The sequence below is a fragment of the Escherichia sp. E2661 genome (assembly GCF_004745185.1).
GTDB lineage: Bacteria > Pseudomonadota > Gammaproteobacteria > Enterobacterales > Enterobacteriaceae > Escherichia.
The window spans coordinates 90,006-108,317 of the sequence record NZ_PDIG01000005.1 but is presented as its reverse complement, the minus strand read 5'-3'; the positions used below and the strand labels follow the sequence as shown (position 1 = coordinate 108,317).

The window sequence follows — 18,312 nt, the reverse complement described above, 5'->3', positions numbered from 1 at the left end:
ATATGGCATTCAGTAATCCCTTCGATGATCCACAGGGAGCGTTTTACATTTTGCGCAATGCGCAGGGGCAATTCAGTCTGTGGCCGCAACAATGCGCCTTACCTGCAGGCTGGGACATTGTGTGTCAGCCGCAGTCACAAGAGTCCTGCCAGCAGTGGTTGGAAGCCCACTGGCGTACTCTGACACCGGCGAATTTCACCCAGTTGCAGGAGGCGCAATGAGCCAGCATTTACCTTTGGTCGCTGCACAGCCCGGCATCTGGATGGCAGAAAAACTGTCGGATTTACCCTCCGCCTGGAGCGTGGCGCATTACGTTGAGTTAACCGGAGAGGTTGATGTGCCATTACTGGCCCGCGCGGTGGTTGCCGGATTAGCGCAAGCAGATACACTGCGGATGCGTTTTACGGAAGATAACGGCGAAGTCTGGCAATGGGTCGATGATGCGCTGACGTTCGAACTGCCAGAAATTATCGACCTGCGAACCAACATTGATCCGCACGGTACTGCGCAGGCATTAATGCAGGCGGATTTGCAACAAGATCTGCGCGTCGATAGCGGTAAACCACTGGTCTTTCATCAGCTGATACAGGTGGCGGATAACCGCTGGTACTGGTATCAGCGTTATCACCATTTGCTGGTCGATGGCTTCAGTTTCCCGGCCATTACCCGCCAGATCGCCAATATTTACTGCACATGGCTGCGTGGCGAACCAACGCCTGCTTCGCCGTTTACGCCTTTCGCTGATGTAGTGGAAGAGTACCAGCAATACCGCGAAAGCGAAGCCTGGCAGCGTGATGCGGCATTCTGGGCGGAACAGCGTCGTCAACTGCCACCGCCCGCGTCACTTTCTCCGGCACCTTTACCGGGGCGTAGCGCTTCGGCAGATATTTTGCGCCTGAAACTGGAATTTACCGACGGGGAATTCCGCCAGCTGGCTACGCAACTTTCAGGTGTGCAGCGTACCGATTTAGCCCTTGCGCTGACGGCTTTGTGGCTGGGGCGATTGTGCAATCGCATGGACTACGCCGCCGGATTTATCTTTATGCGTCGACTGGGCTCGGCGGCGTTGACGGCTACCGGACCCGTGCTCAACGTTTTGCCGTTGGGTATTCACATTGCGGCACAAGAAACGCTACCGGAACTGGCAACCCGACTGGCAGCACAACTGAAAAAAATGCGTCGTCATCAACGTTACGATGCCGAACAAATTGTCCGTGACAGCGGGCGAGCGGCAGGTGATGAACCGCTGTTTGGTCCGGTACTCAATATCAAGGTATTTGATTACCAACTGGATATTCCTGGTGTTCAGGCGCAAACCCATACCCTGGCAACCGGTCCGGTTAATGACCTTGAACTGGCGCTGTTCCCGGATGAACACGGTGATTTGAGTATTGAGATCCTCGCCAATAAACAGCGTTACGATGAGCCAACGTTAATCCAGCATGCTGAACGCCTGAAAATGCTGATCGCCCAGTTCGCCGCGGATCCGGCGCTGTTGTGCGGTGATGTCGATATTATTCTGCCAGGTGAATATGCGCAGCTGGCGCAGATCAACGCCACTCAGGTTGAGATTCCAGAAACCACGCTAAGCGCGCTGGTGGCAGAACAAGCGGCAAAAACACCGGATGCTCCGGCGCTGGCAGATGCGCGTTACCAGTTCAGCTATCGGGAAATGCGCGAGCAGGTGGTGGCGCTGGCGAATCTGTTGCGTGAGCGCGGCGTTAAACCGGGCGACAGCGTGGCGGTGGCATTACCGCGCTCGGTCTTTTTGACCCTGGCGCTACATGCGATTGTTGAAGCAGGTGCGGCCTGGTTACCGCTGGATACCGGCTATCCGGACGATCGCCTGAAAATGATGCTGGAAGATGCGCGTCCGTCGCTGTTAATCACCACCGACGATCAACTGCCGCGCTTTGCCGATGTTCCTGATTTAACCAGCCTTTGCTATAACGCCCCGCTTACCGCACAGGGCAGTGCGCCGCTGCAACTTTCACAACCGCATCACACGGCCTATATCATCTTTACCTCTGGCTCCACCGGCAGGCCGAAAGGAGTAATGGTCGGGCAGACGGCTATCGTTAACCGCCTGCTGTGGATGCAAAACCACTACCCGCTTACAGGCGAAGATGTCGTTGCCCAAAAAACGCCGTGCAGTTTTGATGTCTCGGTGTGGGAGTTTTTCTGGCCGTTTATTGCCGGGGCTAAACTGGTGATGGCTGAACCGGAAGCGCACCGCGACCCGCTCGCTATGCAGCAATTCTTTGCCGAATATGGCGTAACGACCACGCACTTTGTGCCGTCGATGCTGGCGGCATTTGTTGCTTCGCTGACACCACAAACCGCTCGCCAGAGTTGCGCGACGTTGAAACAGGTTTTCTGTAGCGGTGAAGCCTTACCGGCTGATTTATGCCGCGAATGGCAACAGTTAACCGGCGTGCCGTTGCATAATCTATATGGCCCGACGGAAGCGGCGGTAGATGTCAGCTGGTATCCGGCTTTTGGCGAGGAACTGGCACAGGTGCGCGGCAGCAGTGTGCCGATTGGTTATCCGGTATGGAATACGGGTCTGCGTATTCTTGATGCGATGATACATCCGGTGCCGCCGGGTGTGGCGGGTGATCTCTATCTCACCGGTATTCAACTGGCGCAGGGGTATCTTGGACGCCCCGATCTGACCGCCAGCCGCTTTATTGCCGATCCTTTTGCCCCAGGTGAACGGATGTACCGTACCGGAGACGTTGCCCGCTGGCTGGATAACGGTGCGGTGGAGTACCTCGGGCGCAGTGACGATCAGCTAAAAATTCGCGGGCAGCGTATCGAACTGGGCGAAATCGACCGCGTGATGCAGGCGCTGCCGGATGTCGAACAGGCCGTTACTCATGCCTGTGTGATTAACCAGGCGGCAGCCACTGGTGGTGATGCGCGTCAACTGGTGGGCTATCTGGTGTCGCAATCGGGCCTGCCGTTGGATACCAGCGCATTGCAGGCGCAGCTTCGCGAAACATTGCCACCGCATATGGTGCCCGTGGTTCTGCTGCAACTTCCACAGTTACCTCTTAGCGCCAACGGCAAGCTGGATCGCAAAGCCTTACCGTTGCCTGAACTGAAGGTACAAGCGCCTGGGCGTGCGCCGAAAGCGGGCAGTGAAACGATTATCGCCGCGGCATTCTCGTCGTTGCTGGGTTGTGACGTGCAGGATGCCGATGCTGATTTCTTTGCACTTGGCGGTCATTCGCTACTGGCAATGAAACTGGCAGCGCAGTTAAGTCGGCAGTTTGCCCGCCAGGTGACGCCGGGGCAGGTGATGGTCGCGTCAACCGTCGCTAAACTGGCAACGATTATTGATGGTGAAGAAGACAGCTCCCGGCGCATGGGATTCGAAACCATTCTGCCGTTGCGTGAAGGTAATGGCCCGACGCTGTTTTGTTTCCATCCGGCATCCGGTTTTGCCTGGCAGTTTAGCGTGCTCTCGCGTTATCTCGATCCACAATGGTCGATTATCGGCATTCAGTCGCCGCGCCCTCATGGCCCCATGCAGACGGCGGCAAACCTGGATGAAGTCTGCGAAGCGCATCTGGCAACGCTACTTGAGCAACAACCGCACGGCCCTTATTACCTGCTGGGGTATTCCCTTGGCGGTACGCTGGCGCAGGGTATTGCGGCGCGACTGCGTGCCCGTGGCGAACAGGTGGCATTTCTTGGCTTGCTGGATACCTGGCCGCCAGAAACGCAAAACTGGCAGGAAAAAGAGGCTAATGGTCTGGACCCGGAAGTGCTGGCGGAGATTAACCGCGAACGCGAGGCCTTCCTGGCGGCACAGCAGGGAAGTACTTCAACGGAGTTGTTTACCACCATTGAAGGCAACTACGCTGATGCTGTGCGCTTGTTAACCACCGCCCATAGCGTACCGTTTGATGGCAAAGCGACGCTGTTTGTTGCGGAGCGTACACTTCAGGAAAGTATGAGCCCCGAACGCGCCTGGTCGCCGTGGATAGCTGAGCTGGATATTTATCGTCAGGATTGCGCGCATGTGGATATTATTTCTCCAATAGCATTTGAAAAAATTGGACCAATTATTCGTGCTGCTCTAAATAAATAACTTTATCTTAAATGCAAATCCATAATTACGATAAATAATTATGGATTTTGTTATTTGTTGTATTAATATTTGCTGAGTGGTTTGTCTGAAAATGCGCCAAACATTGCGTTTGCTGCGTGGAATTTACAAAGTTCAGCTTCGGATAATTCTCACCAACTGGTAAAGTGTGCGCCGTGGAAATTTACCCTCATTGGACTCATTTTCAGGTTATACCGTATGTCAACACTGAATATTAAGCAGGAAAGCGACTCGCATTTTCCCGATTATCATCTGGCGCCAGCCAGTAATAATGAAATTGATTTACTTAATCTTATCGAAGTTTTATGGCACGCAAAAAAACAGATCATGGCTGTCGTTTTTGCCTTTGCCTGTATCGGGTTGCTGGTGTCATTTATCCTACCGCAAAAATGGACCAGTGCGGCGGTTGTAACGCCGGCAGAACCTGTTCAATGGCAAGATCTGGAGAAAACATTTACTAACCTTCGGGTACTGGATCTGGATATCAAAATTGATCGTACAGAAGCATTTAACCTGTTTATCAAGAAGTTTCAGTCCATTAGTTTGTTGGAAGATTATCTTCGTTCATCCCCGTATGTTATGAACCAATTGAAAGAGGCGAAAATTGATGAACAGGAGTTGCATCGGGCTATTGTCACATTGAGCGAGAAGATGAAAGCGGTTGATGACAACGCCAGTAAGAAAAATGAGCCGTCCGCGTTATATACTTCCTGGACGCTAAGTTTCACCGCACCCACCAGTGAAGAGGCACAGAAAGTGTTGGCCGGGTATATCGATTATATCTCTGCGTTGGTGGTGAAAGAGTCGATAGAAAACGTCCGTAATAAACTGGAAATCAAAACCCAGTTTGAAAAAGAAAAACTGGCGCAGGATCGCATTAAAACGAAAAACCAACTTGATGCAAACATTCAGCGTCTCAATTATTCACTCGATATTGCTAATGCAGCAGGCATTAAAAAACCTGTTTACAGTAATGGTCAGGCAGTAAAAGATGACCCTGATTTTTCTATTTCTCTCGGCGCAGACGGTATTGAACGCAAACTGGAAATTGAAAAAGCAGTCACTGACGTTGCGGAACTGAATGGTGAATTACGTAATCGTCAGTATCTTGTCGAGCAATTAACAAAAGCAAATGTCAACGATGTTGATTTTACGCCGTTTAAATATCAGTTGCGTCCGACGTTGCCGGTGAAAAAAGACGGTCCGGGCAAAGCGATTATTGTGATCCTTTCCGCGTTGATCGGCGGTATGGTGGCTTGTGGTGGCGTGCTGTTGCGCCATGCGATGGCATCCAGAAAACAGGATGCCATGATGGCAGACCACTTAGTTTAAATCTTCGCGGTTGAAGGTGCCGTTCGTCCGAGCGGCACCACGAGCGGCGTTCCGGCAACTGGATCGTCAATAATCATGCAGCGCAGGCCATAAATGCGCTCGATCAATTCAGCAGTGACAATCTCCTTCGGCGCTCCCTGCGCAACAATTTTCCCTTCCCGCAATGCAATCAAATGGCTGGCGTAACGACAGGCCTGATTAAGATCGTGCAGCACCGCCGCCAGGGTATAGCCTTTTTCGCGGTTCAGCTCGCTTAACAACTCCAGCAAATCAATCTGATGACTGATATCCAGCCAGGTTGTGGGTTCGTCGAGCAGCATAATTGCCGTTTCCTGGGCCAGCACCATCGCGATCCACGCCCGCTGGCGTTGTCCGCCAGAAAGGGTATCCACGCTTTGATCCGCCAGATGGGTGATTCCCGTGGCTTGCATCGCTTTCGTTACCGCTTCTTCATCTTCTTTGCGCCAGCGGGTAAACAGCGGTTGATGCGGGTAACGCCCACGCGCTACCAGCTCCTGCACGGTGATATCTCCCGGTGTGGTAGCATTTTGCGCCAACAGACCAATCCGGCGTGCAACCTCTTTACTGGCGTAATGTTGAATGTGCTCGCCATCCAGCCAGACATGCCCGTGAGCAGGCGTTATCAGGCGGCTTAAGGTACGCAGTAACGTGGATTTACCGCAGCCATTTGGCCCGATAATCGCCGTGAAGTGACCATCAGGTATTTCTACAGTCAGATTTTCCGCAACGGTATATTTGCCATATCCGAGGGTTAACTGTTCGCCGCGCAAACGGGCTACTGATTCGGTCATTTTTTGCGAGACTCCTGAATTAACAAGACGATAAGGTAAATACCGCCGAGGCTGACGGTAACGACGCCAACCGGAAGTTGATACGGCATAAACAGTTGTTGGGCGCAGAGATCGGCTGCCAGCAGTAACAGCGCCCCGCACAGCGCCGCTTGGGTCAGCCCCCAGCGAGCGGTGCCGCTAATGCGTCGGGCAATGTGCGGCGCGACTAAAGCAATAAAGGAAATCGGCCCGGCAAGCGCTGTTGCCGCAGCGGTAAGCACCACTGCAACCAGCATCATTAACAGCCGCGAACGTTCGACGCTGACGCCCAGCGCACACGCGGTATCATCGCCCATTTCCAGCAAGCGCATTCGCCGCACCAGCAAGGCGGCGGCAATGAGCATCAATATAATGATGGGCGCGGAAGGCGAGGTTTTTGCCCACGTCAGGCCGTTGAGCGATCCGGCATTCCACAAACCCGCTGTTAGCGCCGTTTCTAAAGACGCTTTCAGCAACAGCCAGGTATTAAAGGCCACCAGCATGGCACGAACACCGATACCGATGATAATCAACCGAAAGGTATCGATACCGTTACGCCAGGCGAGCAGCCAGACCAACAGCGAAGTGACAATGCCGCCCATCATTGCTGCCAGCGCGATAGCCGTCAGGTCCTGACCAAACAGCACCATCGCCACCAGCACGCCGCTCCACGCCCCGGTGTTAAAGCCCATTACGTCAGGGCTGCCGAGCGGGTTACGCATCAGCGACTGAAAAATCGCGCCGCTGACGCCCAGTGCCGCGCCAATCAACAGCGCCATCAGCACGCGTGGTAAACGCCATTCGGTGACCACCATCGTCATACTGCGCGGCGCATCGCCCATTAACGCGGCGAATACCTGCGAGGTTTCCAGCGTGACGGCACCGCTGCGTAATCCCCAGATACCTGCAACCACACAGGCGGAAACCAGCAGCAAACAGGTGATGATTAATCGGCGAGAGACGTAAATCATGCACCACCTCGTGTTTTACGTCGCACGAGGAAGATCAGCACCGGCGCGCCAATAAACGCACTGACCACGGAAACGCGCAGTTCACCGGGCACAATCACCCGCCCGATGATATCGGCAAACAGCAGCAGGGCAGGGGTGGCAAGTAGCGTGACGGGCAGCGACCAGCGATGATCGGCACCTACCAGCCAGCGCGCCATGTGCGGCATCATCAGGCCAATAAAGGCAATCGGGCCAACTACCGCCGTCGCACTACCACAAAGCACGGTAATCGCCAGCAGACCAATCAACTGTGTGCGCGCCACGCGACTGCCCAGCGCCGTCGCGGTGTCACTGCCGAGGCTCAAACTGTTCAGCGCGCGACTCAGTAATAGCGCAGTTGCTCCGGCGATCAGCACCGGGATCAGCACCACTTTTAAGGTATGTAGATTGCGAATATCCAGCGAACCGGCTTGCCAGAAACGCAGTTGATCGTAGACGTCAGGATTAAGCAGGGCGATGCCGCTGGTCAGCCCTTCCAGCACCGCCGCCAGCGCCACGCCCGCCAGGGTTAAACGCACCGGACTTAACTGCCCGCCGCCCTGGCTGCCGGTAAAGGCAACAATCAACGAGGCCACCAGCGCCCCAGCGAAGGCCATCGCCAGTTGTTCCTGCGCGGATGAGTAACCAAACAGCGCAGCTCCCAGCACAATGGCAAAGCTGGCTCCGGCGTTCACGCCAAGCAAGCCGGGGTCGGCAAGTGGGTTTCGGGTGAGGGTTTGCATTAACGCCCCGGCAAGCCCAAGCGCGCCGCCGGCCAGTAAACCGGCAAGGGTGCGCGGCAGTCGCGCGTCGAGCACGATGGTGCAGTCGGCGCTCTGGCAGGTGCCGGAGAGGGCCTCCAGCACTACGGAAGCGGGGAGTGATTTTGCCCCAATGAGCAGGCTTAATGCCGTCGCGATAATCAGTAATAACAGCAATCCGGGCACGGCAATGGCGCGTGTCACGGCAACAGAACCAGACATACGAACTTCCATGATAATGAAATTAATTATCGTTATCGATCTTATTTGGATATGTTAGCATGTGCAGCCTAAGAATAGGTATTTAAAATATTTGATGGCAAGGCATTGTAATGAATAAACAATCCTGGCTGCTTAACCTCAGCCTGTTGAAAACGCACCCGGCGTTTCGCGCAGTATTCCTCGCTCGTTTTATCTCAATTGTGTCTCTGGGGTTGCTCGGAGTCGCGGTGCCGGTGCAGATCCAGATGATGACGCATTCTACCTGGCAGGTGGGGCTTTCGGTGACGCTGACCGGCGGCGCGATGTTTGTCGGTTTGATGGTCGGCGGCGTGCTGGCGGATCGCCATGAGCGCAAAAAAGTGATTCTGCTGGCGCGCGGCACCTGTGGCATTGGTTTTATTGGCCTGTGCCTGAATGCGCTGCTACCGGAGCCATCTCTATTGGCAATCTATTTACTTGGTTTATGGGATGGTTTTTTCGCATCACTTGGCGTTACGGCGCTACTGGCGGCAACACCCGCACTGGTAGGGCGTGAAAACTTAATGCAGGCCGGGGCGATCACCATGTTGACCGTGCGTCTGGGGTCGGTGATTTCGCCCATGATTGGCGGTTTACTGCTGGCGACCGGAGGCGTAGCCTGGAACTACGGTCTGGCGGCGGCGGGCACGTTTATTACCTTGCTACCGTTGTTAAGCCTTCCGGCGTTGCCACCGCCACCGCAGCCGCGTGAGCATCCGTTGAAATCATTACTGGCAGGATTTCGTTTTCTGCTCGCCAGCCCGCTGGTGGGAGGGATTGCGCTGCTGGGTGGTTTATTGACGATGGCGAGCGCGGTGCGGGTACTGTATCCGGCGCTGGCTGACAACTGGCAGATGTCGGCGGCACAGATTGGTTTTCTCTATGCGGCGATCCCGCTCGGCGCGGCTATTGGCGCGTTAACCAGTGGGAAGCTGGCACATAGCGCGCGACCAGGGTTATTGATGCTGCTCTCCACGCTGGGATCGTTCCTCGCCATTGGTCTGTTTGGCCTGATGCCGATGTGGATTTTAGGCGTGGTTTGTCTGGCGCTGTTCGGCTGGCTGAGCGCGGTTAGTTCGTTGCTGCAATATACAATGCTGCAAACGCAAACCCCGGAAGCGATGTTAGGGCGGATTAACGGTTTGTGGACGGCGCAAAACGTGACCGGCGATGCCATAGGCGCGGCGCTGCTGGGCGGTTTGGGAGCGATGATGACACCGGTTGCTTCCGCAAGCGCGAGCGGTTTTGCTTTGTTGATTATCGGCGTGTTGTTGTTGCTGGTGCTGGTGGAGTTGCGGCGTTTTCGCCAGACGCCGCCGCAGGTGACAGCGTCCGACAATTAATGCTTAAAACAGCGCCTTAAGTCGTTCCAGCACTTGCATGGCGCTGTAGTAATCCAGACGGAACGTCTCGGTTCCCAGCGCATAAACCTGCTTGTTTTGTACTGCAGGCAGGTGCGCGAGCAGTGGATTAGCATAAATAGCATCGGCGTCTTTCTGATCACCGGCGAACAGGAATAGTGACTCGCCATTTAACCCTGCAGCCAGATTTTCTCCACCAAGCTGAATGATGTCATGGCGTTTGCCCTGGCTTTGGCTGGCGTTTAACCCTGCGGGCAACTTCGCCAACGTAAAGCCGAGTTGTTCCAGCATCTGCCCTTGTGCTGATTCCGGCGTCCAGAGATTGGCACTGTGTGCAGCGGCGGTATAGACAATGGCAGTGACCGGCTGCGGCGGTAATTTGATTTGCTCTTTCGCCGCTGCCAGTTGCTTATCAAACTGTGCAATCCGCTCTGCCGCTTGTCTCTCATGCCCGGTAATTTCGCCTAACTGCGTTAACAGCGACTGCCAGCTTTTGTCGTCGTAATTGATGATTAACGTCGGCGCGATGGTGGAAAGCTGATCGTACAGCGCCAGCGCCGAATCACCGCCGGTGGCGCTAATTAAAATCAGATCTGGCATTTGCGCGGCAACGGCTTCGGCGTTCGGTTCCCCGATATAGAGGCGCTGCAGTTTGCGTTCTTTCGCCACCTCGCTCCACTGGCGTAAAAAGCCCTGGTCATCCGCGACGCGGTTATTTGGCGTAGTTGCGCCACTGGCGATCACCGGAGCATCAATCGCCAGCAGTGATCCGGTCAGGGTGACGCTGGTGGAAACAATACGCTGCGGCTGGCTTTCCAGGGTATGAGTGCCACGGCTGTCAGTAATCTGACGCGGCCAGTCGGCGGCCTGAACTGCGGCTATTCCTGAAAGCAAAAGTCCTGTTAATAGAAGGGCGTTGCGGTAGAGCGGGGCGAGTCTCACAAATCAGCTTCCTGTTATTAATAAGGTTAAGGGCGTAATGACAAATTCGACAAAGCGCACCATTCGTCCCCTCGCTCCTTTGGGGAGAGGGGGCAGAACGGCGCAGGCCATCACATTGCGCTTATGCGAACCCATCAATAATGCTTCTCATTTTCATTGTAACCACAACCAGATGCAACCCTGAGTTGCAGATTGCGTTACCTCAAGAGTTGACATAGTGCGCGTTTGCTTTTAGGTTAGCGACCGAAAATATAAATGATAATCATTATTAAAGCCTTTATCATTTTGTGGAGGATGATATGGATACGTCACTGGCTGAGGAAGTACAGCAGACCATGGCAACACTTGCGCCCAATCGCTTTTTCTTTATGTCGCCGTACCGCAGTTTTACGACGTCAGGATGTTTCGCCCGCTTCGATGAACCGGCTGTGAACGGGGATTCGCCCGACAGTCCCTTCCAGCAAAAACTCGCCGCGCTGTTTGCCGATGCCAAAGCGCAGGGCATTAAAAATCCGGTGATGGTCGGGGCGATTCCCTTCGATCCACGTCAGCCTTCATCGCTGTATATTCCCGAATCCTGGCAGTCGTTCTCCCGTCAGGAAAAACAAGCTTCCGCACGCCGTTTCACCCGCAGCCAGTCGCTGAATGTGGTAGAACGCCAGGCAATTCCGGAACAAGCCACGTTTGAACAGATGGTTGCCCGCGCCGCCGCACTTACCGCCACGCCGCAGGTCGACAAAGTGGTGTTGTCACGGTTGATTGATATCACCACTGACGCCTCCATTGATAGCGGCGTATTGCTGGAACGGTTGATTGCGCAAAACCCGGTTAGTTACAACTTCCATGTGCCGTTGGCTGATGGTGGCGTTCTGCTCGGGGCCAGCCCGGAACTGCTGCTGCGCAAAGACGGCGAGCGTTTTAGCTCTATTCCGTTAGCCGGTTCCGCGCGTCGTCAACCGGATGAAGTGCTCGATCGCGAAGCGGGTAATCGTCTGCTGGCGTCAGAAAAAGATCGCCATGAACATGAACTGGTGACTCAGGCGATGAAAGAGGTACTGCGCGAACGCAGTAGTGAGTTACACGTTCCTTCTTCTCCACAACTGATCACCACGCCGACGCTGTGGCATCTCGCAACTCCCTTTGAAGGTAAAGCGAATTCGCAAGAAAACGCACTGACTCTGGCCTGTCTGCTGCATCCGACCCCCGCGCTGAGCGGTTTCCCGCATCAGGCCGCGACCCAGGTTATTGCTGAACTGGAGCCGTTCGACCGCGAACTGTTTGGCGGCATTGTGGGTTGGTGTGACAGCGAAGGTAACGGCGAATGGGTGGTGACCATCCGCTGCGCGAAGCTGCGGGAAAATCAGGTGCGTCTGTTTGCCGGAGCGGGGATTGTGCCTGCGTCGTCACCGTTGGGTGAGTGGCGCGAAACAGGCGTCAAACTTTCTACCATGTTGAACGTTTTTGGATTGCATTAAGGAGCGAGGATGAGCATTCCATTCACCCGCTGGCCGGAAGAGTTTGCCCGTCGCTATCGGGAAAAAGGCTACTGGCAGGATTTGCCACTGACTGACATTCTGACTCGCCACGCTGCGAGTGACAGCATCGCGGTTATCGACGGCGAGCGGCAGTTGAGTTACCGGGAGCTGAATCAGGCGGCGGATAACCTCGCCTGTAGTTTGCGCCGTCAGGGCATTAAACCTGGTGAAACCGCGCTGGTACAACTGGGTAACGTCGCTGAACTTTACATTACCTTTTTCGCACTGCTGAAACTGGGCGTTGCGCCGGTGCTGGCGCTGTTCAGCCATCAGCGTAGTGAACTGAACGCCTATGCCAGCCAGATTGAACCGGCGTTACTGATTGCCGATCGCCAACATGCGCTGTTTAGCGGGGATGATTTCCTCAATACTTTCATCACAGAACATTCCTCCATTCGCGTGGTGCAGCTACTCAACGACAGCGGTGAGCATAACTTGCAGGATGCGATTAACCATCCGGCTGAGGATTTTACTGCCACGCCGTCACCAGCTGATGAAGTGGCCTATTTCCAGCTTTCCGGCGGCACCACCGGCACACCGAAATTGATCCCGCGCACTCATAACGACTACTACTACAGCGTGCGTCGTAGCGTCGAGATTTGTCAGTTCACACAACAGACGCGCTACCTGTGCGCGATCCCGGCGGCTCATAACTACGCTATGAGTTCGCCAGGATCGCTGGGCGTCTTTCTTGCCGGAGGAACGGTTGTTCTGGCGGCCGATCCCAGCGCCACGCTTTGCTTCCCGTTGATTGCAAAACATCAGGTTAACGTTACCGCGCTGGTGCCGCCAGCAGTCAGCCTGTGGTTGCAGGCGCTGGCTGAAGGCGAAAGCCGGGCGCAGCTTGCCTCGCTAAAACTGTTACAGGTCGGCGGCGCACGTCTTTCTGCCACACTTGCGGCGCGTATTCCCGCTGAGATTGGCTGCCAGTTGCAGCAGGTGTTCGGCATGGCGGAAGGGCTGGTGAACTACACCCGACTTGATGATAGCGCGGAGAAAATTATCCATACCCAGGGCTATCCAATGTGTCCGGACGATGAAGTGTGGGTTGCCGATGCTGAAGGAAATCCACTGCCGCAAGGGGAAGTTGGACGCCTGATGACGCGCGGGCCGTACACCTTCCGCGGTTATTACAAAAGTCCGCAGCACAATGCCAGCGCCTTTGATGCCAACGGTTTTTACTGTTCCGGCGATCTGATCTCTATTGATCCAGAGGGTTACATCACTGTGCAGGGGCGCGAGAAAGATCAGATCAACCGTGGCGGCGAGAAGATCGCTGCCGAAGAGATCGAAAACCTGCTGCTGCGCCATCCGGCGGTGATCTACGCCGCACTGGTGAGCATGGAAGATGAGCTGATGGGCGAAAAAAGCTGTGCTTATCTGGTGGTAAAAGAGCCGCTGCGCGCGGTGCAGGTGCGTCGTTTCCTGCGTGAACAGGGTATTGCCGAATTTAAATTACCGGATCGCGTGGAATGTGTGGATTCACTTCCGCTGACGGCGGTCGGGAAAGTCGATAAAAAACAATTACGTCAGTGGCTGGCGTCACGCGCATCAGCCTGAAGGAGAGAACACGATGGCTATTCCAAAATTACAGGCTTACGCGCTGCCGGAGTCTCACGATATTCCGCAGAATAAAGTCGACTGGGCCTTTGAACCGCAACGTGCCGCGTTGTTAATCCATGATATGCAGGATTATTTTGTTAGCTTCTGGGGTGAGAACTGCCCGATGATGGAGCAGGTGATCGCGAATATTGCGGCGCTGCGCGACTACTGCAAACAGCACAATATTCCGGTTTATTACACTGCCCAGCCGAAAGAGCAGAGCGATGAAGATCGGGCGCTGTTGAATGATATGTGGGGGCCGGGCCTGACCCGTTCGCCGGAACAGCAAAAGGTGGTGGATCGCCTGACGCCAGATGCCGACGACACGGTGCTGGTGAAGTGGCGCTACAGCGCGTTTCATCGTTCTCCGCTGGAGCAAATGCTCAAAGAGAGTGGGCGTAACCAGCTGATTATTACCGGGGTATATGCCCACATTGGCTGTATGACCACCGCAACCGACGCATTTATGCGCGATATTAAACCGTTTATGGTGGCGGATGCACTGGCCGATTTCAGTCGTGACGATCATTTGATGTCGCTGAATTATGTGGCCGGACGTTCTGGCCGGGTGGTGATGACCGAAGAATTACTGCCAGCCCCGATCCCTGCCAGCAAAGCGGCGCTGCGTGAGGTGATCCTGCCGTTGCTGGACGAGTCCGATGAACCGTTCGATGACGACAACCTGATCGACTACGGTCTGGATTCGGTGCGCATGATGGCGCTGGCGGCGCGCTGGCGCAAAGTGCATGGCGATATCGACTTTGTCATGCTGGCGAAAAACCCGACCATCGACGCCTGGTGGAAGCTACTCTCCCGCGAGGTGAAATAATGGATTTCAGCGGTAAAAAATGTCTGGGTAATCGGCGCGGGGAAAGGTATCGGCTACGCCACGGCGCTGGCGTTTGTTGAAGCGGGAGCGAAAGTCACAGGTTTTGATCAAGTGTTCGCTCAGGAGCAATATCCCTTTGCGACCGAAGTGATGGATGTTGCCGATGCTGCGCAGGTGGCGCAGGTATGTCAGCGACTGTTAGCTGAAACGGAGCGACTGGACGTGCTGGTCAATGCGGCGGGAATTTTGCGCATGGGCGCGACCGATCAGCTCAGTAAGGAGGACTGGCAGCAGACTTTTGCGGTTACGTCGGCGGTGCGTTTAACCTGTTCCAACAGACCATGAACCAGTTTCGCCGTCAGCGGGGCGGGGCGATTGTTACTGTTGCGTCCGACGCCGCACACACGCCGCGTATTGGCATGAGTGCTTACGGTGCGTCGAAAGCGGCGCTGAAAAGCCTGGCGTTGAGCGTCGGGCTGGAACTTGCGGGTAGTGGCGTGCGCTGTAATGTGGTTTCGCCGGGCTCCACCGACACCGATATGCAACGCACGCTGTGGGTGAGCGATGACGCCGAAGAGCAGCGTATTCGTGGCTTTGGCGAGCAGTTTAAACTTGGCATTCCGCTGGGGAAAATCGCCCGTCCACAAGAGATCGCCAACACGATTTTGTTCCTCGCCTCTGACCTCGCCAGCCATATCACGCTACAGGATATTGTGGTAGATGGCGGCTCAACGCTGGGGGCATAAGCATGATCTGGAAACGCCATTTAACACTCGACGAGCTGAACGCCACCAGCGATAACACAATGGTGGCGCATCTGGGAATTGTGTATACCCGTCTGGGCGATGATGTACTCGAAGCCGAAATGCCGGTTGATACCCGTACTCATCAGCCGTTCGGTTTACTACATGGCGGTGCGTCGGCGGCGCTGGCGGAAACTTTGGGATCGATGGCCGGATTTATGATGACCCGCGATGGGCAGTGTGTGGTGGGCACGGAACTTAACGCCACCCATCATCGCCCGGTGTCTGAAGGCAAGGTACGTGGCGTCTGCCAGCCGCTGCATCTTGGGCGGCAAAATCAGAGTTGGGAAATCGTTGTTTTCGATGAACAGGGGCGGCGTTGCTGCACTTGTCGGCTGGGTACGGCAGTTTTGGGATGAACCCGACAGAATTAAATGAGATTGCAGGAAAACTCGGTTAACGGAGTGATCGAGTTAACATTGTGAAGTTAAATATTGGTTTCAACTCCGATTTACATGGTTGCTGTGTTGTTAAATTATCCAAAGATGTTATAGAAACAAAATGTAACATCTCTATGGACACGCACACGGATAACAACTATGAACAAATCAGGGAAATACCTCGTCTGGACAGTGCTCTCTGTAATGGGAGCATTTGCTCTGGGATACATTGCTTTAAATCGTGGGGAACAGATCAACGCGCTGTGGATTGTGGTGGCGTCGGTCTGTATCTATCTGATCGCCTACCGTTTTTATGGCCTGTATATCGCCAAAAATGTACTGGCGGTTGACCCGACGCGTATGACGCCAGCGGTGCGCCATAACGACGGGCTGGACTATGTGCCGACGGACAAGAAAGTGCTGTTCGGTCACCATTTTGCGGCCATTGCCGGAGCAGCCCGCTGGTGGGGCCGGTACTGGCGGCGCAAATGGGCTACCTGCCGGGGATGATCTGGCTGCTCGCCGGGGTGGTTCTCGCCGGTGCAGTGCAGGATTTCATGGTGCTGTTTGTTTCTACGCGTCGTGACGGTCGCTCGCTGGGTGAGCTGGTCAAAGAAGAGATGGGGCCAACCGCCGGGGTGATTGCGCTGGTGGCCTGCTTTATGATCATGGTCATTATCCTTGCCGTGCTGGCGATGATCGTGGTGAAAGCCCTGACTCATAGCCCGTGGGGAACGTATACCGTTGCGTTCACCATTCCGCTGGCGCTGTTTATGGGGATCTACCTGCGCTATCTGCGTCCAGGGCGTATTGGTGAAGTGTCGGTGATTGGTCTGGTGTTCCTGATTTTCGCCATTATCTCTGGCGGCTGGGTGGCAGAAAGTCCGACCTGGGCACCGTACTTTGACTTTACCGGCGTGCAGCTGACCTGGATGCTGGTGGGTTACGGTTTTGTAGCGGCGGTGCTGCCGGTGTGGCTGCTGCTGGCTCCGCGCGACTACCTCTCTACCTTCCTGAAAATCGGGACGATCGTCGGTCTGGCGGTAGGCATTTTGATTATGCGCCCGACGCTGACCATGCCTGCGTTGACTAAATTTGTTGATGGTACTGGCCCGGTATGGACCGGTAACCTGTTCCCGTTCCTGTTTATCACTATCGCCTGTGGCGCGGTGTCTGGCTTCCATGCGCTGATCTCTTCCGGCACCACGCCGAAGATGCTGGCGAACGAAGGGCAGGCGTGCTTTATTGGCTACGGCGGGATGTTGATGGAATCCTTCGTGGCGATTATGGCGCTGGTTTCTGCCTGTATCATCGATCCGGGTGTGTACTTCGCCATGAACAGCCCGATGGCGGTGCTGGCTCCTGCAGGGACGGCGGATGTAGTCGCTTCTGCCGCGCAGGTAGTGAGTAGCTGGGGCTTTGCGATTACCCCGGATACGCTAAACCAGATTGCCAGCGAAGTGGGTGAACAGTCGATCATTTCCCGTGCGGGCGGTGCGCCGACCCTGGCGGTGGGGATGGCCTACATTCTGCACGGTGCGCTGGGCGGCATGATGGATGTGGCGTTCTGGTATCACTTCGCCATTTTGTTTGAAGCACTGTTTATTCTGACGGCGGTGGATGCAGGTACGCGTGCCGCGCGCTTTATGTTGCAGGATCTGCTGGGCGTGGTGTCTCCGGGCCTGAAACGGACCGATTCATTGCCTGCTAACCTGCTGGCAACGGCGCTGTGCGTGCTGGCGTGGGGCTACTTCCTCCATCAGGGCGTGGTCGATCCGCTGGGCGGTATTAACACTCTGTGGCCGCTGTTTGGTATTGCCAACCAGATGCTGGCAGGGATGGCGCTGATGCTCTGTGCTGTGGTGCTGTTCAAAATGAAACGTCAACGTTACGCCTGGGTGGCGCTGGTACCAACGGCCTGGCTGCTGATTTGTACCCTGACCGCAGGCTGGCAGAAAGCGTTTAGCCCGGATGCGAAAGTCGGCTTCCTGGCCATTGCTAACAAGTTCCAGGCAATGATCGACAGCGGCAATATTCCGTCGCAGTATACTGAGTCACAACTGGCGCAACTGGTGTTCAACAACCGTCTGGATGCCGGGTTAACCATCTTCTTTATGGTGGTCGTGGTGGTTCTGGCGCTGTTCTCGATTAAGACGGCACTGGCGGCATTGAAAGAGCCGAAGCCAACGGCGAAAGAAACACCGTATGAGCCGATGCCGGAAAATGTCGGAGAGATCGTGGCGCAGGCGAAAGGCGCGCACTAAAGTCAGAGTGAGGGGGAATGTTGGCATAGTGCCGAGGGTTCCCCTTACTCTCAGCAATTCCAGTCCGGATAAGGCGTTCGCGCCGTATCCGGCAATATTTCAGCAACCTGATTACCGGAGGTATTGATGTTTGATTCACTGGCAAAAGCCGGAAAATATTTAGGTCAGGCGGCGAAATTGATGATTGGTATGCCTGATTACGACAACTATGTCGAACATATGCGGGTTAATCATCCCGATCAAACGCCGATGACCTACGAAGAGTTTTTCCGTGAGCGGCAGGACGCGCGCTACGGTGGGAAAGGCGGCGCGCGCTGCTGCTAAATT

13 protein-coding genes and 2 pseudogenes are annotated in these 18,312 nt (G+C 55.1%); 11 read left to right on the top strand and 4 right to left on the bottom strand.

All coding sequences use genetic code 11. The features are described 5' to 3' along the window. Positions 1–2 precede the first annotated feature (2 nt). The 3 genes from ybdZ to wzz(fepE) all read left to right on the top strand — a co-directional run bounded on the left by ybdZ (position 3) and on the right by wzz(fepE) (position 5,449). Positions 3–221, top strand: a complete 219-nt coding sequence (gene ybdZ, locus CRI63_RS03660; RefSeq protein WP_000885782.1) for an enterobactin biosynthesis protein YbdZ — start codon at positions 3–5, stop codon at positions 219–221. Next, positions 218–4,099, top strand: a complete 3,882-nt coding sequence (entF, locus tag CRI63_RS03655; protein ID WP_135518511.1) for an enterobactin non-ribosomal peptide synthetase EntF — start codon at positions 218–220, stop codon at positions 4,097–4,099. Before ybdZ ends, entF begins: the two co-directional genes overlap by 4 nt. Positions 4,100–4,315: 216 nt before the next feature. Beyond that, positions 4,316–5,449, top strand: a complete 1,134-nt coding sequence (wzz(fepE), locus tag CRI63_RS03650; RefSeq protein ID WP_135404627.1) for an LPS O-antigen length regulator Wzz(fepE) — start codon at positions 4,316–4,318, stop codon at positions 5,447–5,449. Here wzz(fepE) and fepC read toward each other — a convergent pair. Genes fepC through fepD form a run of 3 tightly spaced genes read right to left on the bottom strand, consistent with a single transcriptional unit; the run spans position 5,446 to position 8,251 of the window. Continuing rightward, positions 5,446–6,261: an iron-enterobactin ABC transporter ATP-binding protein gene (fepC, locus tag CRI63_RS03645; RefSeq protein ID WP_135404626.1), complete on the bottom strand. Its 816-nt coding sequence runs from the start codon at positions 6,259–6,261 to the stop codon at positions 5,446–5,448. The genes wzz(fepE) and fepC overlap by 4 nt on opposite strands. Beyond that, entirely contained in the window at positions 6,258–7,250 is a 993-nt protein-coding gene (gene fepG, locus CRI63_RS03640) for an iron-enterobactin ABC transporter permease (RefSeq protein WP_135486527.1), read from the bottom strand. The genes fepC and fepG overlap by 4 nt, the downstream gene beginning before the upstream one ends. Continuing rightward, positions 7,247–8,251, bottom strand: a complete 1,005-nt coding sequence (gene fepD / locus CRI63_RS03635; RefSeq protein WP_001295314.1) for a Fe(3+)-siderophore ABC transporter permease — start codon at positions 8,249–8,251, stop codon at positions 7,247–7,249. The genes fepG and fepD overlap by 4 nt, the downstream gene beginning before the upstream one ends. A gap of 110 nt (positions 8,252–8,361) precedes the next feature. Here fepD and entS point away from each other — a divergent pair, with 110 nt between their 5' ends. Continuing rightward, on the top strand, positions 8,362–9,612 hold the full coding sequence (entS, locus tag CRI63_RS03630; RefSeq protein WP_135518509.1) for an enterobactin transporter EntS: 1,251 nt from the start codon (positions 8,362–8,364) through the stop codon (positions 9,610–9,612). Positions 9,613–9,615: 3 nt separating this feature from the next. Here the strand turns inward: entS and fepB are convergent, their stop codons facing one another. After that, positions 9,616–10,572 (bottom strand): Fe2+-enterobactin ABC transporter substrate-binding protein, encoded by a 957-nt coding sequence (gene fepB / locus CRI63_RS03625; RefSeq protein WP_135518507.1) that lies wholly within the window; start codon positions 10,570–10,572, stop codon positions 9,616–9,618. 299 nt (positions 10,573–10,871) lie between these two features. Between fepB and entC the strand changes: the two genes are divergently transcribed. From entC to CRI63_RS03590, 7 genes and pseudogenes are all read left to right on the top strand, one after another. Further along, positions 10,872–12,047, top strand: coding sequence for an isochorismate synthase EntC (gene entC / locus CRI63_RS03620; protein WP_130219399.1), 1,176 nt, complete (start codon positions 10,872–10,874; stop codon positions 12,045–12,047). 9 nt (positions 12,048–12,056) lie between these two features. Continuing rightward, entirely contained in the window at positions 12,057–13,667 is a 1,611-nt protein-coding gene (gene entE / locus CRI63_RS03615) for a (2,3-dihydroxybenzoyl)adenylate synthase EntE (RefSeq protein WP_135518505.1), read from the top strand. 13 nt (positions 13,668–13,680) lie between these two features. Further along, complete coding sequence (entB, locus tag CRI63_RS03610; RefSeq protein WP_135489645.1) at positions 13,681–14,538, top strand: enterobactin biosynthesis bifunctional isochorismatase/aryl carrier protein EntB; 858 nt, start codon at positions 13,681–13,683, stop codon at positions 14,536–14,538. Beyond that, positions 14,538–15,284, top strand: a pseudogene (entA, locus tag CRI63_RS03605) (2,3-dihydro-2,3-dihydroxybenzoate dehydrogenase EntA). Before entB ends, entA begins: the two are co-directional and overlap by 1 nt. 2 nt (positions 15,285–15,286) lie before the next feature. After that, complete coding sequence (gene entH / locus CRI63_RS03600; RefSeq protein ID WP_000637953.1) at positions 15,287–15,700, top strand: proofreading thioesterase EntH; 414 nt, start codon at positions 15,287–15,289, stop codon at positions 15,698–15,700. Between the two features lie 180 nt (positions 15,701–15,880). Continuing rightward, a pseudogene (gene cstA / locus CRI63_RS03595) lies at positions 15,881–17,985 on the top strand (pyruvate/proton symporter CstA). A gap of 126 nt (positions 17,986–18,111) precedes the next feature. Beyond that, entirely contained in the window at positions 18,112–18,309 is a 198-nt protein-coding gene (locus tag CRI63_RS03590; protein ID WP_000460431.1) for a YbdD/YjiX family protein, read from the top strand. Positions 18,310–18,312 lie beyond the last annotated feature (3 nt).

Coding starts and splice junctions, on each gene's coding strand:
- ybdZ (WP_000885782.1), top strand. CDS start 3: ATGGCATTCAGTAATCCCTTCGATGATCCACAGGGAGCGTTTTACATT.
- entF (WP_135518511.1), top strand. CDS start 218: ATGAGCCAGCATTTACCTTTGGTCGCTGCACAGCCCGGCATCTGGATG.
- fepC (WP_135404626.1), bottom strand. CDS start 6,261: ATGACCGAATCAGTAGCCCGTTTGCGCGGCGAACAGTTAACCCTCGGA.
- fepG (WP_135486527.1), bottom strand. CDS start 7,250: ATGATTTACGTCTCTCGCCGATTAATCATCACCTGTTTGCTGCTGGTT.
- fepD (WP_001295314.1), bottom strand. CDS start 8,251: ATGTCTGGTTCTGTTGCCGTGACACGCGCCATTGCCGTGCCCGGATTG.
- entS (WP_135518509.1), top strand. CDS start 8,362: ATGAATAAACAATCCTGGCTGCTTAACCTCAGCCTGTTGAAAACGCAC.
- entC (WP_130219399.1), top strand. CDS start 10,872: ATGGATACGTCACTGGCTGAGGAAGTACAGCAGACCATGGCAACACTT.
- entE (WP_135518505.1), top strand. CDS start 12,057: ATGAGCATTCCATTCACCCGCTGGCCGGAAGAGTTTGCCCGTCGCTAT.
- entB (WP_135489645.1), top strand. CDS start 13,681: ATGGCTATTCCAAAATTACAGGCTTACGCGCTGCCGGAGTCTCACGAT.
- entH (WP_000637953.1), top strand. CDS start 15,287: ATGATCTGGAAACGCCATTTAACACTCGACGAGCTGAACGCCACCAGC.
- CRI63_RS03590 (WP_000460431.1), top strand. CDS start 18,112: ATGTTTGATTCACTGGCAAAAGCCGGAAAATATTTAGGTCAGGCGGCG.